17 protein-coding genes are annotated in these 16604 nt (G+C 70.3%); 7 read left to right on the top strand and 10 right to left on the bottom strand.

Going from position 1 to position 16604, the window contains the following annotated elements; translation table 11 throughout:
- Positions 1 to 189 precede the first annotated feature (189 nt).
- Both ACFU0Y_RS10875 and ACFU0Y_RS10870 read left to right on the top strand, forming a co-directional pair.
- Complete coding sequence (locus ACFU0Y_RS10875) at positions 190 to 1389, top strand: pyridoxal phosphate-dependent aminotransferase (RefSeq protein WP_380214510.1); 1200 nt, start codon at positions 190 to 192, stop codon at positions 1387 to 1389.
- Positions 1386 to 2345 (top strand): 2-hydroxyacid dehydrogenase, encoded by a 960-nt coding sequence (locus ACFU0Y_RS10870; RefSeq protein WP_380214509.1) that lies wholly within the window; start codon positions 1386 to 1388, stop codon positions 2343 to 2345. Before ACFU0Y_RS10875 ends, ACFU0Y_RS10870 begins: the two co-directional genes overlap by 4 nt.
- A 19-nt stretch (positions 2346 to 2364) precedes the next feature.
- Here the strand turns inward: ACFU0Y_RS10870 and ACFU0Y_RS10865 are convergent, their stop codons facing one another.
- Positions 2365 to 3147: an SDR family oxidoreductase gene (locus ACFU0Y_RS10865; protein ID WP_380214508.1), complete on the bottom strand. Its 783-nt coding sequence runs from the start codon at positions 3145 to 3147 to the stop codon at positions 2365 to 2367.
- Positions 3148 to 3282: 135 nt separating this feature from the next.
- Between ACFU0Y_RS10865 and ACFU0Y_RS10860 the strand changes: the two genes are divergently transcribed.
- From ACFU0Y_RS10860 to ACFU0Y_RS10850, 3 genes are all read left to right on the top strand, one after another.
- The gene (locus ACFU0Y_RS10860; RefSeq protein ID WP_380214507.1) at positions 3283 to 4233 is read left to right on the top strand and encodes a helix-turn-helix domain-containing protein; all 951 of its coding nucleotides are present in this window, start codon (positions 3283 to 3285) and stop codon (positions 4231 to 4233) included.
- Between the two features lie 147 nt (positions 4234 to 4380).
- The gene (locus tag ACFU0Y_RS10855) at positions 4381 to 4647 is read left to right on the top strand and encodes a hypothetical protein (protein ID WP_380214506.1); all 267 of its coding nucleotides are present in this window, start codon (positions 4381 to 4383) and stop codon (positions 4645 to 4647) included.
- A 131-nt stretch (positions 4648 to 4778) separates the two neighbouring features.
- Positions 4779 to 5066, top strand: a complete 288-nt coding sequence (locus ACFU0Y_RS10850) for a YciI family protein (RefSeq protein ID WP_380214511.1) — start codon at positions 4779 to 4781, stop codon at positions 5064 to 5066.
- A gap of 86 nt (positions 5067 to 5152) precedes the next feature.
- Here the strand turns inward: ACFU0Y_RS10850 and ACFU0Y_RS10845 are convergent, their stop codons facing one another.
- The 4 genes from ACFU0Y_RS10845 to ACFU0Y_RS10830 are packed head-to-tail and all read right to left on the bottom strand — an operon-like array spanning position 5153 to position 9255.
- Positions 5153 to 6484 (bottom strand): short-chain fatty acid transporter, encoded by a 1332-nt coding sequence (locus tag ACFU0Y_RS10845; protein WP_380214505.1) that lies wholly within the window; start codon positions 6482 to 6484, stop codon positions 5153 to 5155.
- A gap of 35 nt (positions 6485 to 6519) precedes the next feature.
- Positions 6520 to 7476, bottom strand: coding sequence for a 3-hydroxyacyl-CoA dehydrogenase (locus tag ACFU0Y_RS10840; RefSeq protein WP_380214504.1), 957 nt, complete (start codon positions 7474 to 7476; stop codon positions 6520 to 6522).
- Position 7477: 1 nt separating this feature from the next.
- Positions 7478 to 8188 carry an SDR family oxidoreductase gene (locus tag ACFU0Y_RS10835; RefSeq protein WP_380214503.1) on the bottom strand — a complete coding sequence of 237 codons (711 nt, stop codon included), beginning with the start codon at positions 8186 to 8188 and terminating at the stop codon, positions 7478 to 7480.
- Positions 8188 to 9255 (bottom strand): cyclase family protein, encoded by a 1068-nt coding sequence (locus ACFU0Y_RS10830; RefSeq protein WP_380214502.1) that lies wholly within the window; start codon positions 9253 to 9255, stop codon positions 8188 to 8190. The genes ACFU0Y_RS10835 and ACFU0Y_RS10830 overlap by 1 nt, the downstream gene beginning before the upstream one ends.
- Before the next feature lie 148 nt (positions 9256 to 9403).
- Here ACFU0Y_RS10830 and ACFU0Y_RS10825 point away from each other — a divergent pair, with 148 nt between their 5' ends.
- Positions 9404 to 10321 (top strand): LysR family transcriptional regulator, encoded by a 918-nt coding sequence (locus tag ACFU0Y_RS10825; protein WP_380214501.1) that lies wholly within the window; start codon positions 9404 to 9406, stop codon positions 10319 to 10321.
- Between the two features lie 108 nt (positions 10322 to 10429).
- On the opposite strand, the gene ACFU0Y_RS10820 is transcribed toward ACFU0Y_RS10825, so the two are convergent.
- The 5 genes from ACFU0Y_RS10820 to ACFU0Y_RS10800 form a co-directional block, all read right to left on the bottom strand.
- Positions 10430 to 11821, bottom strand: coding sequence for a M20/M25/M40 family metallo-hydrolase (locus ACFU0Y_RS10820; RefSeq protein ID WP_380214500.1), 1392 nt, complete (start codon positions 11819 to 11821; stop codon positions 10430 to 10432).
- A 296-nt stretch (positions 11822 to 12117) separates the two neighbouring features.
- Positions 12118 to 12603, bottom strand: a complete 486-nt coding sequence (locus tag ACFU0Y_RS10815; protein ID WP_380214499.1) for a GNAT family N-acetyltransferase — start codon at positions 12601 to 12603, stop codon at positions 12118 to 12120.
- A 65-nt stretch (positions 12604 to 12668) separates the two neighbouring features.
- The gene (locus ACFU0Y_RS10810; protein WP_380214498.1) at positions 12669 to 12938 is read right to left on the bottom strand and encodes a hypothetical protein; all 270 of its coding nucleotides are present in this window, start codon (positions 12936 to 12938) and stop codon (positions 12669 to 12671) included.
- Positions 12935 to 13537 carry a nuclease-related domain-containing protein gene (locus tag ACFU0Y_RS10805; RefSeq protein WP_380214497.1) on the bottom strand — a complete coding sequence of 201 codons (603 nt, stop codon included), beginning with the start codon at positions 13535 to 13537 and terminating at the stop codon, positions 12935 to 12937. Before ACFU0Y_RS10805 ends, ACFU0Y_RS10810 begins: the two co-directional genes overlap by 4 nt.
- A gap of 217 nt (positions 13538 to 13754) precedes the next feature.
- Positions 13755 to 15056, bottom strand: coding sequence for a hypothetical protein (locus ACFU0Y_RS10800; protein ID WP_380214496.1), 1302 nt, complete (start codon positions 15054 to 15056; stop codon positions 13755 to 13757).
- A 557-nt stretch (positions 15057 to 15613) separates the two neighbouring features.
- Here ACFU0Y_RS10800 and ACFU0Y_RS10795 point away from each other — a divergent pair.
- Positions 15614 to 16519, top strand: coding sequence for an endonuclease/exonuclease/phosphatase family protein (locus ACFU0Y_RS10795; protein ID WP_380214495.1), 906 nt, complete (start codon positions 15614 to 15616; stop codon positions 16517 to 16519).
- Positions 16520 to 16604 lie beyond the last annotated feature (85 nt).

Below are 16604 nucleotides of genomic sequence, written 5' to 3'. Positions count from 1 at the left end.
GTTCCCGTTCCGACGGGAACCGCCCACCCGCATTCCACGGAGACGACTCCGGGACGCAGGAACCCTCGCGGCGACGGCCACTGTGACAATCCATCCGGGCACCCCTCTTCCCAGCCTGATATATGAGTCGTATGCTCAAGCAGGATCCACCGGACGGTCGATCGCCAACTCGATGAGGAGCGGAACAGCATGCGGGAACTCGCGCACAGGCTCGAACGGCTGGGCACCGAAACCGCCTTCAGCGTCGCCCAGGCCGCGGCCGCCTGGAAGGCGGAGGGGAACCGCGTGTACCCCTTCCACCTCGGCGACATCAACATCCCGACGGCCCCGCACATCATCGAGGCCATGGACCGGGCCATCACCGACGGCTACACGGGCTACTGCCCCGGCCCCGGCATCCCGCAGCTGCGCGAGGCCCTCGCCGAGGACATCGGCTCGCGTCGTGGCATCGACCTGGTTCCCGACAACGTCGTCGTGATGACCGGCGGCAAGCCCGTCATCACGAAGTTCCTGCAGGCGGTCATGAACCCCGGCCAGGAGGTGCTCTACCCGAACCCCGGCTTCCCGATCTACGAGTCGCAGATCGAGTACCTCGGCGGCACGGCCGTGGCGTACCGCTACCTCCCCACGGAGGACGGCTTCGCGATCGACCTCGACCAGGTGCGCGCCTCGATCACCCCGAACACGGTCGCCATCATCTACAACGACCTGCAGAACCCCATCTCGGCCGAGTCGACGGCGGCCGAGCGCGAGGCCGTCGCGCAGCTGGCCCAGGAGCACGATCTCTGGGTGCTCTCCGACGAGGCCTACTTCGAGACCCGCTACGAGGGGGTCTCGAGCTCGATCGCGTCGCTCCCCGGCATGGCCGAGCGCACCGTCATCCTCTACACGTTCAGCAAGAAGTTCGCCATGACCGGCTCGCGCCTCGGCTGCGCCGTCGCGCCGCTGGACATCGCCAAGGTGCTCAGCACGCTCAACACCAACGACGAGTCGTGCACCACGCACTACGTGCAGTGGGCCGGCATCGAGGCGCTGCGCGGCCCCCAGGAACCCGTGCAGCAGATGCTCGACGTCCTGCGCGAGCGCCGGGACGCCGCCTGCGAACTGGTGAACGCCACCCCCGGCATGCACGTGGCCGTGCCGCAGTCGACCTTCTACCTGTTCCCCGACGTCACCGCCGCCATGGAACGCCTGGGCTACACGGCGGTCGGCGACTTCGCCACGGCGGCCCTGCACGAGACCGGCGTGTCCTTCTGCACGCGGGAGCACTTCGGCCGGCGCCAGCCCGGCGAGGACCGGCAGTACATCCGGCTCGCCTACTCGGGCATCGACGTCCCCGACATCCGTGACGGCCTCGGCCGCCTGTGCCAGTGGATCGAGTCGGCATGAGCCGGGTCGTCGTCACGGGACGGGTGCCCGACGCCGCGGTCGAGAAGCTTCGCGCCGAGCACGACGTCGACGCCTGGCCGGGCCCGGACTCGATCGACCGCGAGGAGCTCCTGCGCCGGGTGGCCGGCGCCGATGCCGTCGTGAGCCTGCTCACCGAGCGCATCGACGCCGAGCTGCTCGACGCCGCCGGGCCGCAGCTGAAGGTGGTCGCGAACGTCGCCGTCGGCTACGACAACATCGACGTGCCCGCCTGCACCGAACGGGGCGTCGTGGCCACCAACACCCCCGGCGTGCTCACGGACGCCACGGCCGACATCGCGCTCGGGCTCATCCTCATGGCGACCCGACGGCTCGGCGAGGCGGAGCGGCTGATCCGCTCCGGCCAGGACTGGAAGTGGGGGATGTTCTTCCTGCTCGGCAGCAGCCTGCAGGGCAAGACCCTCGGCGTCGTCGGCATGGGCGGCATCGGCCAGGCGACCGCGCGCCGGGCCAAGGCCTTCGGCATGGAGATCGTCTACCAGTCGCGCAGCGAGCTCGATCCCGGGATCGCCGCCGAGCTGGGCGCCCGGCGGGTCGATCTCGACGAGCTGCTGGCCGTCTCCGACGTCGTGTCGCTGCACTGTCCCTACGGGCCTGCCACGCACCACCTCATCGGCGCCGAGCAGCTGACCGCGATGAAGGACTCGGCGTACCTCGTCAACACCGCGCGCGGGCCGATCGTCGACGAGGCGGCGCTGGCGTCCGCGCTGCGCGAGGGCCGGATCGCGGGGGCCGGGCTGGACGTCTTCGAGCACGAACCCCGCGTGCATCCCGAGCTGCTGGAGCTCGACAACGTGGTGCTGGTGCCGCACCTGGGCTCCGCCACCGTGGAGACGCGCACCGCGATGGCGGTGCTCGCCGCCGGCAACGCGCTCGCCGTGCTCGCCGGGGAACGGCCACCCACGCCGATCGGCTAGCCGCTGGGCCGTCAGTCGCTCACGAGGTCCCGCGGAGCCAGTCCTCGAACCGGGTCGGGGCGGTCGTGACGTCCCCCCGCGGCAGGAGGCCGCCGTTGCCGAGCGCCGAGAAGGGCACCGGTATCCGGAGGCTCTTCCGGTATCCGCCTCGGTGCTCCTCGATCGCGCGGGCCAACTCCGCCATGTCACGGACCTCGGGCCCGGCGATGACGGCGTCGGCGGATGTCGCGGAGTCTCCGGGCTCCAGGGCGCGGTCGACGACGAACGCGGCGGCCTCGTCGACGGCCAGCGGCCGGGAGCGCATCCCGGGCACCGCGGAGAGCGGGCCGATGCGCATCTGCGACAGCAGGGTCTCGGCCAGTTCGTACCACTGCGCCGAGGCCACCATGGTGACCGGGACGGGCCCGGCACGGTACGCCTGCTCCTGCGCGGCCTTGCCCGCGTAGTAGCCCAGCCACCGGTGCACCTCCGGCTCCCGGGCGTTGAGGATCGTGACGCACACGATCCGGGACACCCCTGCCCGCTGTGCCGCCGCCAGCACATTGCGGGCCGTGGTGGTGAAGAAGTCGACGGCGCGCTTGCGGGACAGCGTCGCCAGGTGGAGGCAGTCCACCACGGTGGAGACCCCCTCCAGCGCGGCGTCCAGGCCCTCCCCGGAACAGACGTCGGTGCCCTGCCCGCGGGAGACCTCGACGACGTCGACGCCGCGCTCGCGCAGATGCATCACCACCCGAGCGCCCAGCTGCCCGGTCGCCCCCAGGACCGCCACCGTGCGGCGCTCGCCCTCGCCTGTGCTCTCCATCGTCCACCGCCCTGTTCTCGTCCGTCCGCGCCTCCGTGCTGCTGGCACCGATTCTTCCCGCCTGTCCGGCTCACCGCGAGTGGCACTTTTGCGGCTGTCATCGACTTCCTGCCGCACTGCTGGGAGCATGGACCCATGATCAGCAACGTGGCCGTCATCGTCTTCCATGAGGTCTCTCCTTTCGAACTCGGCGTGGCCTGCGAGGCCTGGGCGATCGATCGCTCCGGCGACGGCCTGCCGGTCATGGACTTCGCCGTGTGCAGCCCCGACGGGCGGCCGGTCCGCACGATCGCCGGGTTCGACGTGGCGGTCCAGCACGGACTCGACCGGGTGGCCGCGGCGGATCTCGTGGTCCTCCCGGCGATGTCCCGGGACGTCCCGGTCCCGGACGAGGTGATCCACGCGCTGCGCGCTGCCCACGACCGGGGCGCCCGGCTCCTGTCCATCTGCTCGGGCGCCTTCGTGCTGGGGGCCGCCGGTCTGCTCGACGGCCGCCGCTGCACCACCCACTGGATGCACACCGCGGAGCTGGCCGAGCGCTTCCCCGCCGCGCAGGTGGTGCCCGAGGTCCTCTACGTGGAGGACGGCAGCATCCTCACCAGCGCCGGCACCGCGGCGGGCCTCGACGCCTGCCTCCACCTGTGGCGCCAGGAGTTCGGTTCGGCGGCCGCCAACACCGTGGCCCGGCGCATGGTGGTGCCGCCGCAGCGCCAGGGCGGGCAGGCCCAGTTCATCAAGGACCCGGTCCCCGAGCGCCGGGCCGAGACGCTGGACCCGCTGCTCACCTGGATCGTGGGACACCTCGACGAGCCGCTCGACGTCGATGCCCTGGCCCGGCGCGCCGCCATGTCCCCGCGCACCTTCGCCCGCCGGTTCCGCGACGAGACCGGCACCACCCCGCACGCCTGGATCACCGCGCGGCGCCTCCACCGGGCCGAGCAGCTCCTCGAGGAGACCGACCTGCCCGTCGAGCGCATCGCCGCGGACGTGGGCTTCGGCAACGCGGCCACGCTGCGCCACCACTTCACCCGCATCCGCCGGCTCAGCCCGCAGCAGTACCGCCGCCGCTTCGCGACCACCTCTTGAGCGCCGCCTCGCAAGCGCCGTCGAAGTTGGCAGAAAATGACCGGAGGGAGTCATTTCTGCCACTCGTGTCAGAGACTCCGGGCGACGAGGCTTGTCAGCGTGAGGGTGAGCCGGATCGGCCGGTCCACCGCAGACAAGGAGCTCATCATGATCTCGTTCCTGTTCCTGCTGGCCGCCACAGCCGCTGTGCTGTCGCTGTACACGGTGATCGGCCGGCTCGCGATACCCCTGGAAGAGCGGGTGCCGTGGCGCGAACTCGGAGGCGACGGCTGGTCGCACACGCTGCGGCGCAGCCTGGCCTTCCTGGGCGACTCCGCGCCATCGGACGACGCCGGCTTCCGGCGAGCTCGTCGGACGGCGCCCCCTGCGGACGAGCACGCTGTCGAGGCTCGCACCAGTCCGGAGAATGTGTGACCGGTGTCCGGTGCCGACCGGTCACGCGCCCAACGACGGGCACTCCCCGGCCCGCTCGACGCCAGGGGCCGTCGAGGGAGTGGCACGATGACCCTGCAGAACGAACAGCAGAGGAGACCACCGTGCCCTACATGATCGAGACCTTCGACCGGGACAACGCCTACGACCGGCGCCTGGAGCTGCGGGACGAACACCTGCAGTACCTCGAGACGGTCGCCGACAAGTTGCTGGCCTGCGGGGCGAAGCTCTCCGACGACGGGCAGACGGCCGACGGAGGTCTCTACCTCGTGGACGTCGACACCCGTGAGGAGGCCGAGGCCCTCATCGCGGCGGACCCGTTCTCCCAGGGCGGCCTTTTCCGCGAGGTGAGGATCCAGCGCTGGCGCAAGGCCTATCTGGACGGGAAGAGCTTCCTGTAGCGGGAGCCGGGCGTTCGAGGACTCCGGCCCGCCGGCCGCACGCTGAGTGTGCGTCCGGCGGGCCGGAGCATTGCAGTGACCGAGCCTCAGCCCATGAAGCCCCAGAGGAGCACGGCGGCTCCGAAGACGACGCCGATGAACACGAGGATGAGCACCAGATACCCCATGACCTCTCCCAGCTTCAGCTTGGAGATGGCCAGGACGGGCAGGATCCAGAACGGCTGCACCATGTTGGTCCACTGGTCACCGATCTGCACCGCCAGAGCCGTCTTGGCGTGGTCGGCGTTCAGCTGGTTGGCCGCCTCGATCATGACCGGCCCCTGCACGGCCCATTGGCCGCCGCCCGAGGGTGCCAGCAGGTTGATCACGCCGCCGCTGAGGAAGGACAGGAACGGCAGCGTCTCCGCGGAGGAGATGTCTCCGATCCACGCGGCGAAGGTGACGACCAGGCCGGAGCCCATCAGGATGCCCATGATCCCCGCGTAGAAGGGGTACTGGACCACGATGCCGGCCGCCAGCCGGATTCCGTCGTTGAGCGTGTCGAGGAAGTACATCGGACGGGTGAGGAACAGGATGCCCAGGAACAGCAGGGCGAAGTTCACCGTGTTGAGATCGAGGCCCCCGCCGCGGGCGAAGTGCTGCACCAGGTAGATCAGAGCGAGGGCGCCGATGCCCACGCTGAAGACGGGGCTGGCGTTCAGCCGCTCGCCCACGGTGAGGCCCGAGGTGTCGGCCTGGAGCTTCTCGGGCGCGGGCGCCACCGTCGCCGGGTCGATCTCCCTGACGTCGGCCGGATCCTTGGGGTGGAGTGCCGCGTTGAACAGAGGCAGACCGATCAGGAGGACGACGACCATGCCGAGGATGACGGGGTCGAAGATGGTGCGGCCGAGGTCGATCAGGCCGATCTGATCCTCGAGGAAGTGCCCCGGCGTGGCGATGAGCAGCGGCACGGACCCGGAGAGGCCGACGCCGTACAGGGCGAAACCGCTGTAACCGGCGGCGATGGCGAGCGGGTAGTGCAGGCCCTTGACGTTGAGGGCCAGCTTCTGGGCCATGAGCCCGCCGAGCACCAGCCCGAAGCCCCAGTTGAGCCAGCTGCCGATGCCGCCCACGAGAGTCGCCACGATGATGGCCGCCCGGGGCGAGGAGACGCGGTGGGCGATGGCCGTGAGGCCGCGATCCACCATGGGGGTCTTGGCGAGGATGAAACCGGCCACCAGGATCACGGTCATCTGCATGGAGAAGGCGAGCAGGTCCCAGAACCCGTCGCCCCACTGCGTGGTGACCTCCAGGAACGAGTTGCCGCGGATCACCATGGCCAGCAGCATCGTGAAGGCGGTCAGACCGATGGCGATCACCAGGGGGTCGGGCAGGTATTTGTTGGTGAGGTTGGTGAACAGCTTGGCGGCAGTTTTCATGGGGTCCTCATCGTGATCGGGTCGCGTGCGGGAGGTCAGGGTCGGTGCGGTGGGTCGGGTCGTCGGAACAGCTCGGCGAGCCGCATCAGCTGCTCGTCGCGCCACAGGACGCGCCGCTCCCAGTCCTCCAGCGGCAGGAGTTCCCGGCGCTGGCCGGTCACGGTTGCCACGAGATCGTCGGTCCAGGGATCGTCCTGGCCGCGCTCGCGACCCATGCGGTAGTAGGCGGGGCTCATCTTCTCGGCGTGCGAGGTGATGCCGCCGCGGGTGTTGAGGTCGGCGGTCTCGAACGGACCCATGAACGCCCATCGGCGGCCGAGTCCCTCGCGCACCACCTGGTCGATGGACTCGACGGAGGCCACGCCGTCGCGGACCAGGCAATAGGCTTCCCGCAGCAGGGCCCCTTGAAGCCGATTGAAGACGAAGCCCTCCACCTCGCGCTCCACGAACACTGGGCTGAGCCCAGCTTCTGCATAGACCGAGCGTGCACGGTCCACGGCGGGGGTCCCGGTGAACGGGGCAGGGACGAGTTCGATCACCGGCAACAGGTACGGCGGATTGCCGGGATGGGCCACCAGGCAGCGGCCGCGGCCGTCGAGATCGGCGGCGAAGGATGAGGCGGTCAGGGCCGAGGACGACGACGCCAGCACGGTCCCGGTGCCGGCGAGCCGATCGAGGTCGGCGAAGAGCTGTGTCTTGAGATCGATCCGCTCCGGGGCGCACTCCTGCACCAGGGTGGCACCTCGGACGGCGTCGGCGAGATCGCCTACGGTGCGGATCCGCCCGAGGACATCCTCGGCCGGCTCCTGGAGCAGGCCGTACTCCAGGAGAGCCCCCAGCCGGGAGCGGATCTCCTCCGGAGCCTGCGCGAGGCGGCGCGGGTCCGGGTCCTGCAGACGGACCTCGAATCCGGCGCGGGCGAAGACCAGGGTGAAGGCGACGCCGATGCTGCCGGCGCCGACGACGGCCAGCGGAGTGTCCCGGGGCGCCATGTCAGATCGCCACCGATCCGACCGTCATGCCGCCGCACACGTACAGCGTCTGCCCGGTGACGAAGCCCGAGCGCTCGTCGAGGAAGTAGGAGGCCGCGTGCGCGACGTCCTCGGGTGTGCCCATGCGCTGGACCGGAATGGCCTCCACGATGGCCTGGGTGCGCGGGCTGTCCGCCGGATTCGCCTCCTCGAACAATGGAGTGGCGATGGGACCGGGGCCGATGGCGTTCGCGGTCACCCCGTAGCGCCCGAGTTCGAGAGCCCACACACGGGTCAGCCCGATCAGCCCCGCCTTGGTGGCGGCGTAGGCGGACCGCAGCTCCTTGCCGAGTGCGGCCCGGGAGGAGATCGTGACGATCCGGCCGAATCCGGCGCCCTTCATGGACGGGATGAGCGCCTGTGTGCACTGCATCGCGCTGCGCAGGTTCAGCGACCACGCCGCTTCGAGGTCGCCGAGGGTCTGCTCCTCGGCGGATCCGGGGAAGACGGCCCCCACGTTGTTGACGATGCTGGTGATGGGCCCCTCCGCGAGCGCCGCCTCGAGCGCGGCGGCCGTCGAGCCGGAATCCGAGAGGTCGGCGCGGATCCCCTCGCCCGCACGGTCGATGACCACTACCTCCAGACCGTCGGCGCGGCAACGTTCGGCGATGGCCGCGCCGATGCCGGAGGCGCCCCCCGTGACGAGGACGCGGCGGGGCGGGTGAGCATACATCAGACGGTTCCGATCGGTGTCACGGGCGAGGCTGCTGCCCCGGGGAGGTTCAGGGGCGGGGCGGTGAGGAGGAATCTGCTGCGCCCACGGGCCCGGAGGTGCTCCGCCAGCGGCGTGAGCCGCCAGAGCTCCCCGAGGTGGACGCCGAGCTTGAACAAGCAGTGCTCGTGCAGAGGCAGGAGGGCGCAGGGCGGCTCGGCGGGGGTCGCGGGGAACGCCTCGACGGCATAGTTGTCGGCGGCGAGGGCAACCAGCCCGGAATCGGTGATCCACCGGAGCAGGGCGGGATCGCGCCCGTCGAGGACGGCGCCCGAGCCGTGCAGCACTTCCGGGTCGGGGTTCCCGTCCATCGCCAGGACCTTCTCGCTCCAGCCGGTGTGCAGGCACACGATGTCGCCCTCCTCGACGACGACCCGGTCCGCGGCCATGATCGACTCCAGCTGGTCGAAGCCCACCAGGACGCGATCGTCCCCCAAGTGGGCGTGCAGGTCGATCATCACCGCACGGCCCTGGACACCGGTCCGCGCCATGCCGTCGATGCCGAGCGGCCCGGCCGACGAGGTCGTCGATCCGTGCAGGGTCTCGAGGCCGGAGTCCTCCACCGACGACGGCCCCAGGATGTCGGTGCCGGCGCGGAAGCCGTTGTAGTACACCGGCTCGGGCACGCCGTCGCCGTCGGCGTCGAACATGGATCCGGCGTGGGCCAGCGAGTCCCACTGCGTGGAGTACTGCAGGTGGAGGACGACGAGGTCGTCGCTGAGCACGTCGGTGGCCCCGGGGAAGAGCTCGTCCATCCGGCAGTTGTAGTTGACTAGGCCCTGCCGCCGGTTCGGCCGGACCACCGGGGGCAGCCGGTTGGCGTTGAGGGACGTGCCTCCGGGCAGTGTGAGCGGCAGGCTCAGCGCGAAGGACAGCCCGTCCTCCACCTCGGCAATGCCCTGCCGGAGCTTCTCCGGCGTCAGCAGGTTGAGACGGCCGAGCGCGTCGTCGGGACCGAAGTCACCCCACGTGGAGCCTGCGGGACGCCGAGCCCACCGAGAAGAAGCCCCGAGCGATTCCTTCGACATCTTCGTCCTCCACCCGGACCGTTGACCGACTGTGGCTCAGCACACTTTTACGTGTGACAGCGACCACGATTCAAGATGCCAGCAGAAGTTATTGGCGTCCAATGACCAATCGTTTCGACAGTCATTCAAGGACGTTATAAATAGAAGAATGGACACCCGACACCTCAGAGCTTTTGTGGCTGTGGCGGAGGAACTGCACTTCAGCCGGGCCGCCGACCGCCTCGGCGTGTCCCAACCGCAGCTCAGCCAGCAGATCCGGAAGCTGGAACGGGAGCTGAACGCCACACTGTTCGACCGCAGCACCCGCTCGGTGCGCCTGACCGACGCCGGCTCCGCAGCCCTCGAACCGGCCCGTGCGCTGCTCCGCGACGCGGACGCCGTGCGTCATGCGGCGCTGGTCGGGCGGTCCGAGGTCTTCGGCAGGGTCACCATCGGTTACGCCGGGGCAAGCAGCCGGGAGATCCTTCCGCGGCTGGCACGCGCGGTGCGGTCCGAGCACCCGGGCATCGAGCTGGCTCTGCAGAGCCTGGTGTACGGCGGCACCGCCCCTGCCCAGGTAGCAGCCGGGACCGTGGACATAGGCTTCTCCCGCCTGCCGGTGCGGCGCACAGATGTGAACAGCCGCGTGGTCGTGTACGAACGGGTCGTCGTCGCGCTGCCCGCCGACCACCCGCTGGCCGCCGGAGCCACTGTCCGGGTGAAGGATCTGGCCGACGAACCTTTCGTGACGTTTCCGGCGACCCAGGGCTCCACCGTTCGGGACGCGATGATGCGGGTCACCGCCGCCCACGGATTCACCCCACGGGTCCTGCAGGAGGCGCCCGACTCCTACGCCATCCTCGGCCTCGTAGCCGCAGGTATGGGTGTCACGATCACGGTGTCCTCGGTCCAGCACATCGACACACCAGGACTGGTCTACCGCGACCTTGCCGGATCACCGATGCACCTCGCGGCGGTGATCGTCTGGCGGAAGAACGAGAACTCGACGGCCGTCCATGCCGTCCTCGAGGTGATGGAGGAGATCATCCCGACACCGGCCGATACACCTCGGCACGTACTCGTCTGAACGCCATCGAGGAGCCGGCCGGCGTTCCTTGGACCGCCGCCCTTGGAATCACGCATCCGCGCCTCAGGGCTTTCAGCCGAGGATCGCTTCCCCGAACGTCATATCCTCTTACAGCTGTGTGCGGCTCAGCTCGCCCCACAGATGGGCCAGGGTGGCGGCCCCGGCCAGCAGCAGGTCCGTGCGCACGCTCTCGTCGCTGTTGTGCCAGTTGTCCTCGAGCAGCCCGGTGCCGAAGAACACCACCGGCGCGTCCAGTGAGCCGGCCAGCAGGTCGGCCGGACCGCCCCCGGCGTTGCCCATCCGCCCCACCTCCTCCACCCCGAAGCCGGCGGCCATGGCCCGGGCCAGCGCCTCCACGGCGGGGTGCTCCGGGGTGCGGTAGGCCTCCTGGGCGGTGGTGGTCGACACGGTCAGCTCGTACTCGAACCCGTCCCCGACCCGCTCGGCCACCCACGTGCGCAACTGGTCGGCCACTTCGTGCACCCTCTGCCCCACCACGGTGCGGATGCTCAGATCCATCGCCGCCACCGAGGGGATCACCGCCCTCGAAACCCCCGCGGAGTCCCCGGCGGCCAGGGAGACGACCTCCAGGGCCGGGCGTTCCCACAGCCGCTCCAGCACGGTGTAGCCGGCCTCCCCGCCGATGCTGCGCGTCTGGGTCCGGGCGAGCCAGTCCCCTTCGTCGAAGGGCAGCGCGGCCAGCTCCGCCCGCCGGGTCTCGGGAATCTCCTCGACGCGGTCGTAGAAGCCGGGCAGGGTGATCCTGCCGTCGTCGTCGTAAAGCTGGGCGATGATCCGGGCCAGCTCCAGGGCCGGGTTGGGGGCGACCCCGGACACCGCCCCGCTGTGGATGTCGGTGAAGGGCCCGTGGATCTCCAGGCGCGCGCTGAGCATCCCGCGCACCCCGGTGCACAGGCCGGGGTGTTCGGCGCGCCACAGCAGCGTGTCGGAGAAGACCACCACGTCCGCGACCAGCTCCTCCGCATGGTCCTGGAGCACCCGTGCCAGGCCGGGAGAACCGGCTTCCTCCTCGCCCTCGACGAGGAACTTCAGATTGACGGCCGGCGCCCCGCGCCCGGTGGTGGCCAGGTGTGCCCGGAGTCCCCACAGATGGGCGAGGACCTGGCCCTTGGCGTCCGAGGTGCCCCGGCCGTAGAGCCGCCCGTCGCGGGAGACCGGCTCGAAGGGAGCGGTCTGGTCCCAGTTCTCGTCCTTGACCGCGCGCACGTCGTGGTGGCTGTAGACCAGCACCGTGGGAGCTCCGGGAGTCTCGCACCAGGCGGCGTACACGGCCGGGCCGTAGACGCCGGGCCAGATTCGCGTGGTGGGAAAGCCGACGTCGCGCAGCTCCCCGGCCAGCCAGTGGGCCGAGCGCAGCAGGTCGTGCTCGCGCTCCGGGACCGCGGCCACCGAGGGGATCCGCACCCACTCCTTGAGCCCGTCCAGCATCTCGGACAGGTGCGCGGCCAGGAAGGCGTTCAGCTCGCCGTCAGCGGTCACGATCGACCCCCTCGCCTCGCGCGGCACCTGTATCACCCTCGCGCGCAGAAGCCGGTGGGCGATGGGACGCGGCCGGACGTCCGGTGGCGAACAGCTGCGCCCTGTGACCGTCGGTTCCCGGCCGCTCGGCCTGCTCCCAGGCTAGGGTCCGCGCACCGCACTGACCAGAGCGAGCCGAGAGTGCGCCGTCGTGCGGAGCGCTTCCCCCACGAAGCGGACCCGTCCCGGGGGGGGCACTCCTGCCGCCCGCACGGCCCCCGCGTCAGCGACCGCCGTGGCGGGAACCTCCGGAGGGGCTAGAGGACGCGGCTGTAGAACACGGTGGGCAGCGGGGTGAACCCTCCGGCGGCGTAGGCGGCGCGGGCGGCGGTGTGCGCCTCGTCGCCGCCGGTGCCGGCCCAGGCCACGACGCACCCTGCCGCACGCATCGCCTCACAGGCTCCGTCGATCAAGGCACGGCCGAGACCGGCGCCCTGGCGCCGGGGGTCGACGGCGAGCAGCGTGATCTCCCCCTGGGGCCCGAGCGGACCGGGGTGGACGGTCCAGGCGGCGTAGCCGGCGGGCTCGCCGTCGAGGTCGGCGACGAGAAAGCGGTGCTGGTTCTCCGCGTTCGTGAGCTCTACCAGGGTGTCGCGGTAGTCCTGCCGCCACTGCCCGTTCTGCCGGGCGAACAGATCGTCGCCCAACTGGTTCCGGATGCCGTCCTGGATGGGCTCGAAGGCGCGGACGGTGAGGTCGAGCAGGGTCTCGAAATCGTCGGCGCGGAACGTGCGAAGCACCATGATTCCTCTCTGGGAACGACCGGAGTTCGCGGTTCGGCGTCGGTGCGGGGACACCGCCCGGGTTCTCAGGGGGTCCAGCCGAGGACCGCTCCCCCGAACGACATGACGGCGAACCACGTCGCGATGGCGACCACGGGAACCAGGAGCACCAGGTAGGACCGGCGCTGCACCAGCCGCACCCCGACGTACGTGAGAATCACCCACCACACGCCCAGGAGCACGATGGCCCACAGTGGAGCCATCAGACCGCTGGCCAGGTAGTAGAACCCGACCACCAGCTGGGCCAGGGCCGCGACCACCACAGCCACCACGAACCACGGCGTCGTCGTCCTCATGTACACACTGTGCGCTCCGAAACGGGCACCGGCAAGAGGGAACCCGCCTTCCCTCGAAACCGTCCACTTCCGAGGGCGGCAGACCGGGTCACGAGGACGGCGGACGGCTCCCGAGCGCAGACCCGGCGGACGCCTCGCCGCCCGCGCTGCACCGCCCTCCTGACCACGGCACTTCTGTCACTCAGGAGCACCGGGGTCACCGGCACCGGCTCCCCCACCACCGCGCTCAATCGCTTCGCCGCACGCGCCGCCTCGTGGCGGGAGTGCGAGAGGTAGTGCTGCTGGTGCCCGTCGACGCGGATGGCGCGGTCCGCGACCCAGACCGTCTTGCCGGAGTGGTTCTTCGTGTTCAGCGTGAACACCCCGGCGGGACCGATGAGCACGTGGTCGATGTCCGAGGCACCCGCGCCGACCGGCACGGCGTGCAGCACCGTCCACGCCGGACCCAGGCGCCCCAGGATCTGCCCGACGGCGATCTCCCCCACCGCACCCCGGTACCACGAGCGGCTCTCGGCGCTCAGCGGGCTGGCGCCCGTGAGCCGGCCCCACCACGTGCGGGGCGGCTGCCCCTCCTGCAGCCGCAGCGTCGCGGCGATCACCTCATGGCCCGCGCCTCGTTCGGCCAGACTCGGCACCGGCCTCGAGGGGCTGCTGTCCGCGGGCGGGCCGAGCAGCCGGAAGGCGGCGAACCCCAGGGACCGGACGGGGGCAGGAGCGCCGGCCGGAGCGGTGTCGACAGATCGACCGGGAGAGGGCGCAGCCGGACCTCGCGAGAAGCGGGAGGAGACGGACATCGACGGTTCCTTCTGCCGCGGGCTAGAGCCGGGCGTAGGCCACGAAGGACCCGCCCTGGACCCGGGAGCACGACCACGAGGGCACTGTGGCCCCGCCGCGCTCGGCCGGCGCCCGGGTGCACTCGGTGTCGTCGAGGACCTGTTCGTCGTCGCCGGCCGGAGTGCCTCTGCCCTCGAGGAACGGCTGGAGCATGCCTTTGGCCTCCGGGCAGGTGAGGTCGTCGACCTCGGTGAACTCGTAGTTGATCCCCTCGCAGTCGACCGCTGCGTCGACCACCTCCGCGGTGAAATCCTCGGCGGAGCCGGCCTCCACGTGGAGCAGCGGGTGGTCCGCCGTGACCGTGAGGGGGTCGAGGTGGAACCCGACGTCCCCGGCGCCGTTGACGCCGCAGACGTACACCGGATCGTGGAACTCCCAGGGCTCGACGCCCTCACTGGCGCAGAAGTAGCGGTCCGACACGACGGAGAACTCTCCGTCACGGCTTCCTGCGAAGCTCAGCTCATCCACGACGCCTCGCGCCTCGTCGCAGCCCAGACCCTGCAGCGCGGTGTAGACGTAGTCGTCGTCCTGGCACACGCTGCCTGTGACGGCCGTGTCCGCGGTGAGACTGGAGAGCATCGCAAGCACGGATCGGCCCTCGGACGAAGCCGTGTACGCGGCCAGCTCCCGGCGAACCTCCCCCTCGGAGAGCATGGTCGATCCGTTGCCGATGGGCTTGATGCCGCGGAAGGACAAGAACGAGGCGTCCGCTGCCCGCACCCGTCCGTAGTTCGCGGCCGGGTCACCGCCGTCAGCCAGGCCGAACGCGATCGCCTCACCGCCGATGCTCTGTCCGGGGAACAGGCCGACCACCGCGGTGACGGTCCGTCCCAGGGGACCAGCAATGCCCGGCACCTCGGAGGAGACATACGAGGTTTCGGGGTAGACGGGGCTGGCCAGCGGACCGACCGGCAGGCCTGTGGCGAGACCGGCCACCCGCTCTCCGTCCCCTCGGCGGACGGAGAACACCTCGTCCTCCCCCGGCACGGCGACCACGGTCCATGCCGCCGGGTACTGGAAGCTGTAGGCCCCGTCCGGCGTGGTGAACGTCCTCGTCGTCGCCGGCTCGGGTGCGGCCACCGGCCGGGGAACCACGGTGTCCGGCGACGGCGCCGGTGCCGCCGCAGGTGCCGTCGCCGCAGGAGCACCCTGCTGCGGGGAGTCGACCGCGACCTCGACGCTCGTGCACCCGGACAGGAGGAGCGGGACGGCGAGCGCCAGCACGCGCAGGCGGAGCCTTCGGTGAGGAGTCGCGGCGGGCTCGGAGGCGGAACGGCGGATCATGGAACCTGCTTCGGGTCGGCCTGCGCAGGAGGACATGCGGCAAGACGTGGACGAGCAGGCGGAAGAGGGGTCAGCAGCCACGAACCGCTGTCGCCTCCTCGAGAACCGGCCCGCGGATCACGGGGTACTGCCTCTGCGGGGATGAGGGATCTCTTGGATCCTATGCAGAATCATTCACCATCGTGAATACCCACTTGTGGTGACAAGGCCGCCGCAGAGCGGAGCGCCGGGCGCGGGAGCGGAGCTCCAACCCGCCCCCCCGCCAGGGACGGGAAGACGGGACCGCCCAACGGTTTGGGCTTTCCGAACCTTTGGTCTGGACCAATCCATTGACTTTGCAAATTGGTCTAGTCCAAAATTGTCACGTGGTACCGATCACACTCTCCCAGCAGTGCAACGGTGAGCGGGGTGCCCGCAACCGTGCCGGACCGCGTGGGCGAGTGCTCCGCAGGAGACCGCGAGCCCTGCACCGCTCACCAGGTTCCCGGTCCGTCGAGCGTTCCTTCCCACCGCCCTCCCCACCAGCACCACCCCGACCACCACGAGGAGTACCCACCATGCTGAAAAAACTGCTGACCACCGGTTCCGTCGCTGCCCTGATCGCCGGCAGCACCCTGCTCGGCGCCGGACCGGCCCTCGCCGCCCCCTCGAAGGCCGGCGGGAAGAGCACCGAGGTGACCGTGATGTCCTTCAACATCCACTACGGCGCGGACGGCGACAACCAGTTCGACCTCGAGCGCACAGCGTCGGTGATCGAGGATTCCGGCGCCGAGATCATCGGCCTGCAGGAGGTGGACAACCGCTGGGGATCACGCAGTGAGTTCCTGGACGAGGCGCAGTGGCTCGCCGAGCGGCTCGACATGCACGTCGTGTACGGCGCCAACCTGGACGAACCACCGCTGCCCGGCGACGTGGACAACCGCCAGTACGGCAACGCCATCCTCAGCGAGTACCCGATCATCTCCTCGGAGAACCACCTCCTGACGAACATCGAGTACGAGGAGCGGCCCACCGAGCAGCGAGGCCTGCTCGAGGCCGTGGTGAACGTCCGCGGCAACCACATCGCCTTCTACAGCACGCACCTGGACTTCCAGCGCGAGGAACAGCGTGCCCTGCAGGTCGAGGAGATTCTCGACATCACGGACACCAGCAAGCGACCGGCCGTCATCGTGGGGGACCTCAACGCCGAACCGGACGCCCCGGAGCTGCAGCCTCTCTTCTCGGTGTTCACGGACACCTTCGCCGCCCTCGGACAGGACGACGACTACACCTTCGGTCCCGACCTCGAAGGACTCCCCGGCAGCGGTTCCGTGGAGAACCCCAGCCTGCGCATCGACTACATCCTGACCGCGCGGGGAGCCACCGCCACCTCGGCGCGGGTCATCCAGACCACGGCGTCCGACCACCTGCCGATCGTGGCCGACCTGTCGATCACGAAGACCCCCAATGGCAAGGTCAAGTAGCGGCAACACGCAGCACGTCCGGAGCTGGTCGAGGTGCTGACCGGAGTCCGGAGAGCCATGGGCGACGGGCGCAACGGCGCCCGTC

The organism is Kocuria sp. NPDC057446, from assembly GCF_042802875.1.
In the GTDB taxonomy this organism is placed as follows: Bacteria; Actinomycetota; Actinomycetes; order Actinomycetales; family Micrococcaceae; genus Kocuria.
Note: the sequence above shows the minus strand (reverse complement) of the source record. Positions and strands in the feature narration are given on the sequence as shown.

Excerpts from the sequence above, each read along its gene's own strand:
- ACFU0Y_RS10860 (WP_380214507.1), top strand. The coding sequence starts at position 3,283 with ATGATCAGCAACGTGGCCGTCATCGTCTTCCATGAGGTCTCTCCTTTC.
- ACFU0Y_RS10850 (WP_380214511.1), top strand. The coding sequence starts at position 4,779 with ATGATCGAGACCTTCGACCGGGACAACGCCTACGACCGGCGCCTGGAG.
- ACFU0Y_RS10795 (WP_380214495.1), top strand. The coding sequence starts at position 15,614 with ATGCTGAAAAAACTGCTGACCACCGGTTCCGTCGCTGCCCTGATCGCC.
- ACFU0Y_RS10810 (WP_380214498.1), bottom strand. The coding sequence starts at position 12,938 with ATGAGGACGACGACGCCGTGGTTCGTGGTGGCTGTGGTGGTCGCGGCC.
- ACFU0Y_RS10870 (WP_380214509.1), top strand. The coding sequence starts at position 1,386 with ATGAGCCGGGTCGTCGTCACGGGACGGGTGCCCGACGCCGCGGTCGAG.
- ACFU0Y_RS10825 (WP_380214501.1), top strand. The coding sequence starts at position 9,404 with ATGGACACCCGACACCTCAGAGCTTTTGTGGCTGTGGCGGAGGAACTG.
- ACFU0Y_RS10840 (WP_380214504.1), bottom strand. The coding sequence starts at position 7,476 with ATGGCGCCCCGGGACACTCCGCTGGCCGTCGTCGGCGCCGGCAGCATC.
- ACFU0Y_RS10865 (WP_380214508.1), bottom strand. The coding sequence starts at position 3,147 with ATGGAGAGCACAGGCGAGGGCGAGCGCCGCACGGTGGCGGTCCTGGGG.
- ACFU0Y_RS10830 (WP_380214502.1), bottom strand. The coding sequence starts at position 9,255 with ATGTCGAAGGAATCGCTCGGGGCTTCTTCTCGGTGGGCTCGGCGTCCC.
- ACFU0Y_RS10835 (WP_380214503.1), bottom strand. The coding sequence starts at position 8,188 with ATGTATGCTCACCCGCCCCGCCGCGTCCTCGTCACGGGGGGCGCCTCC.
- ACFU0Y_RS10875 (WP_380214510.1), top strand. The coding sequence starts at position 190 with ATGCGGGAACTCGCGCACAGGCTCGAACGGCTGGGCACCGAAACCGCC.
- ACFU0Y_RS10845 (WP_380214505.1), bottom strand. The coding sequence starts at position 6,484 with ATGAAAACTGCCGCCAAGCTGTTCACCAACCTCACCAACAAATACCTG.
- ACFU0Y_RS10855 (WP_380214506.1), top strand. The coding sequence starts at position 4,381 with ATGATCTCGTTCCTGTTCCTGCTGGCCGCCACAGCCGCTGTGCTGTCG.
- ACFU0Y_RS10800 (WP_380214496.1), bottom strand. The coding sequence starts at position 15,056 with ATGATCCGCCGTTCCGCCTCCGAGCCCGCCGCGACTCCTCACCGAAGG.
- ACFU0Y_RS10815 (WP_380214499.1), bottom strand. The coding sequence starts at position 12,603 with ATGGTGCTTCGCACGTTCCGCGCCGACGATTTCGAGACCCTGCTCGAC.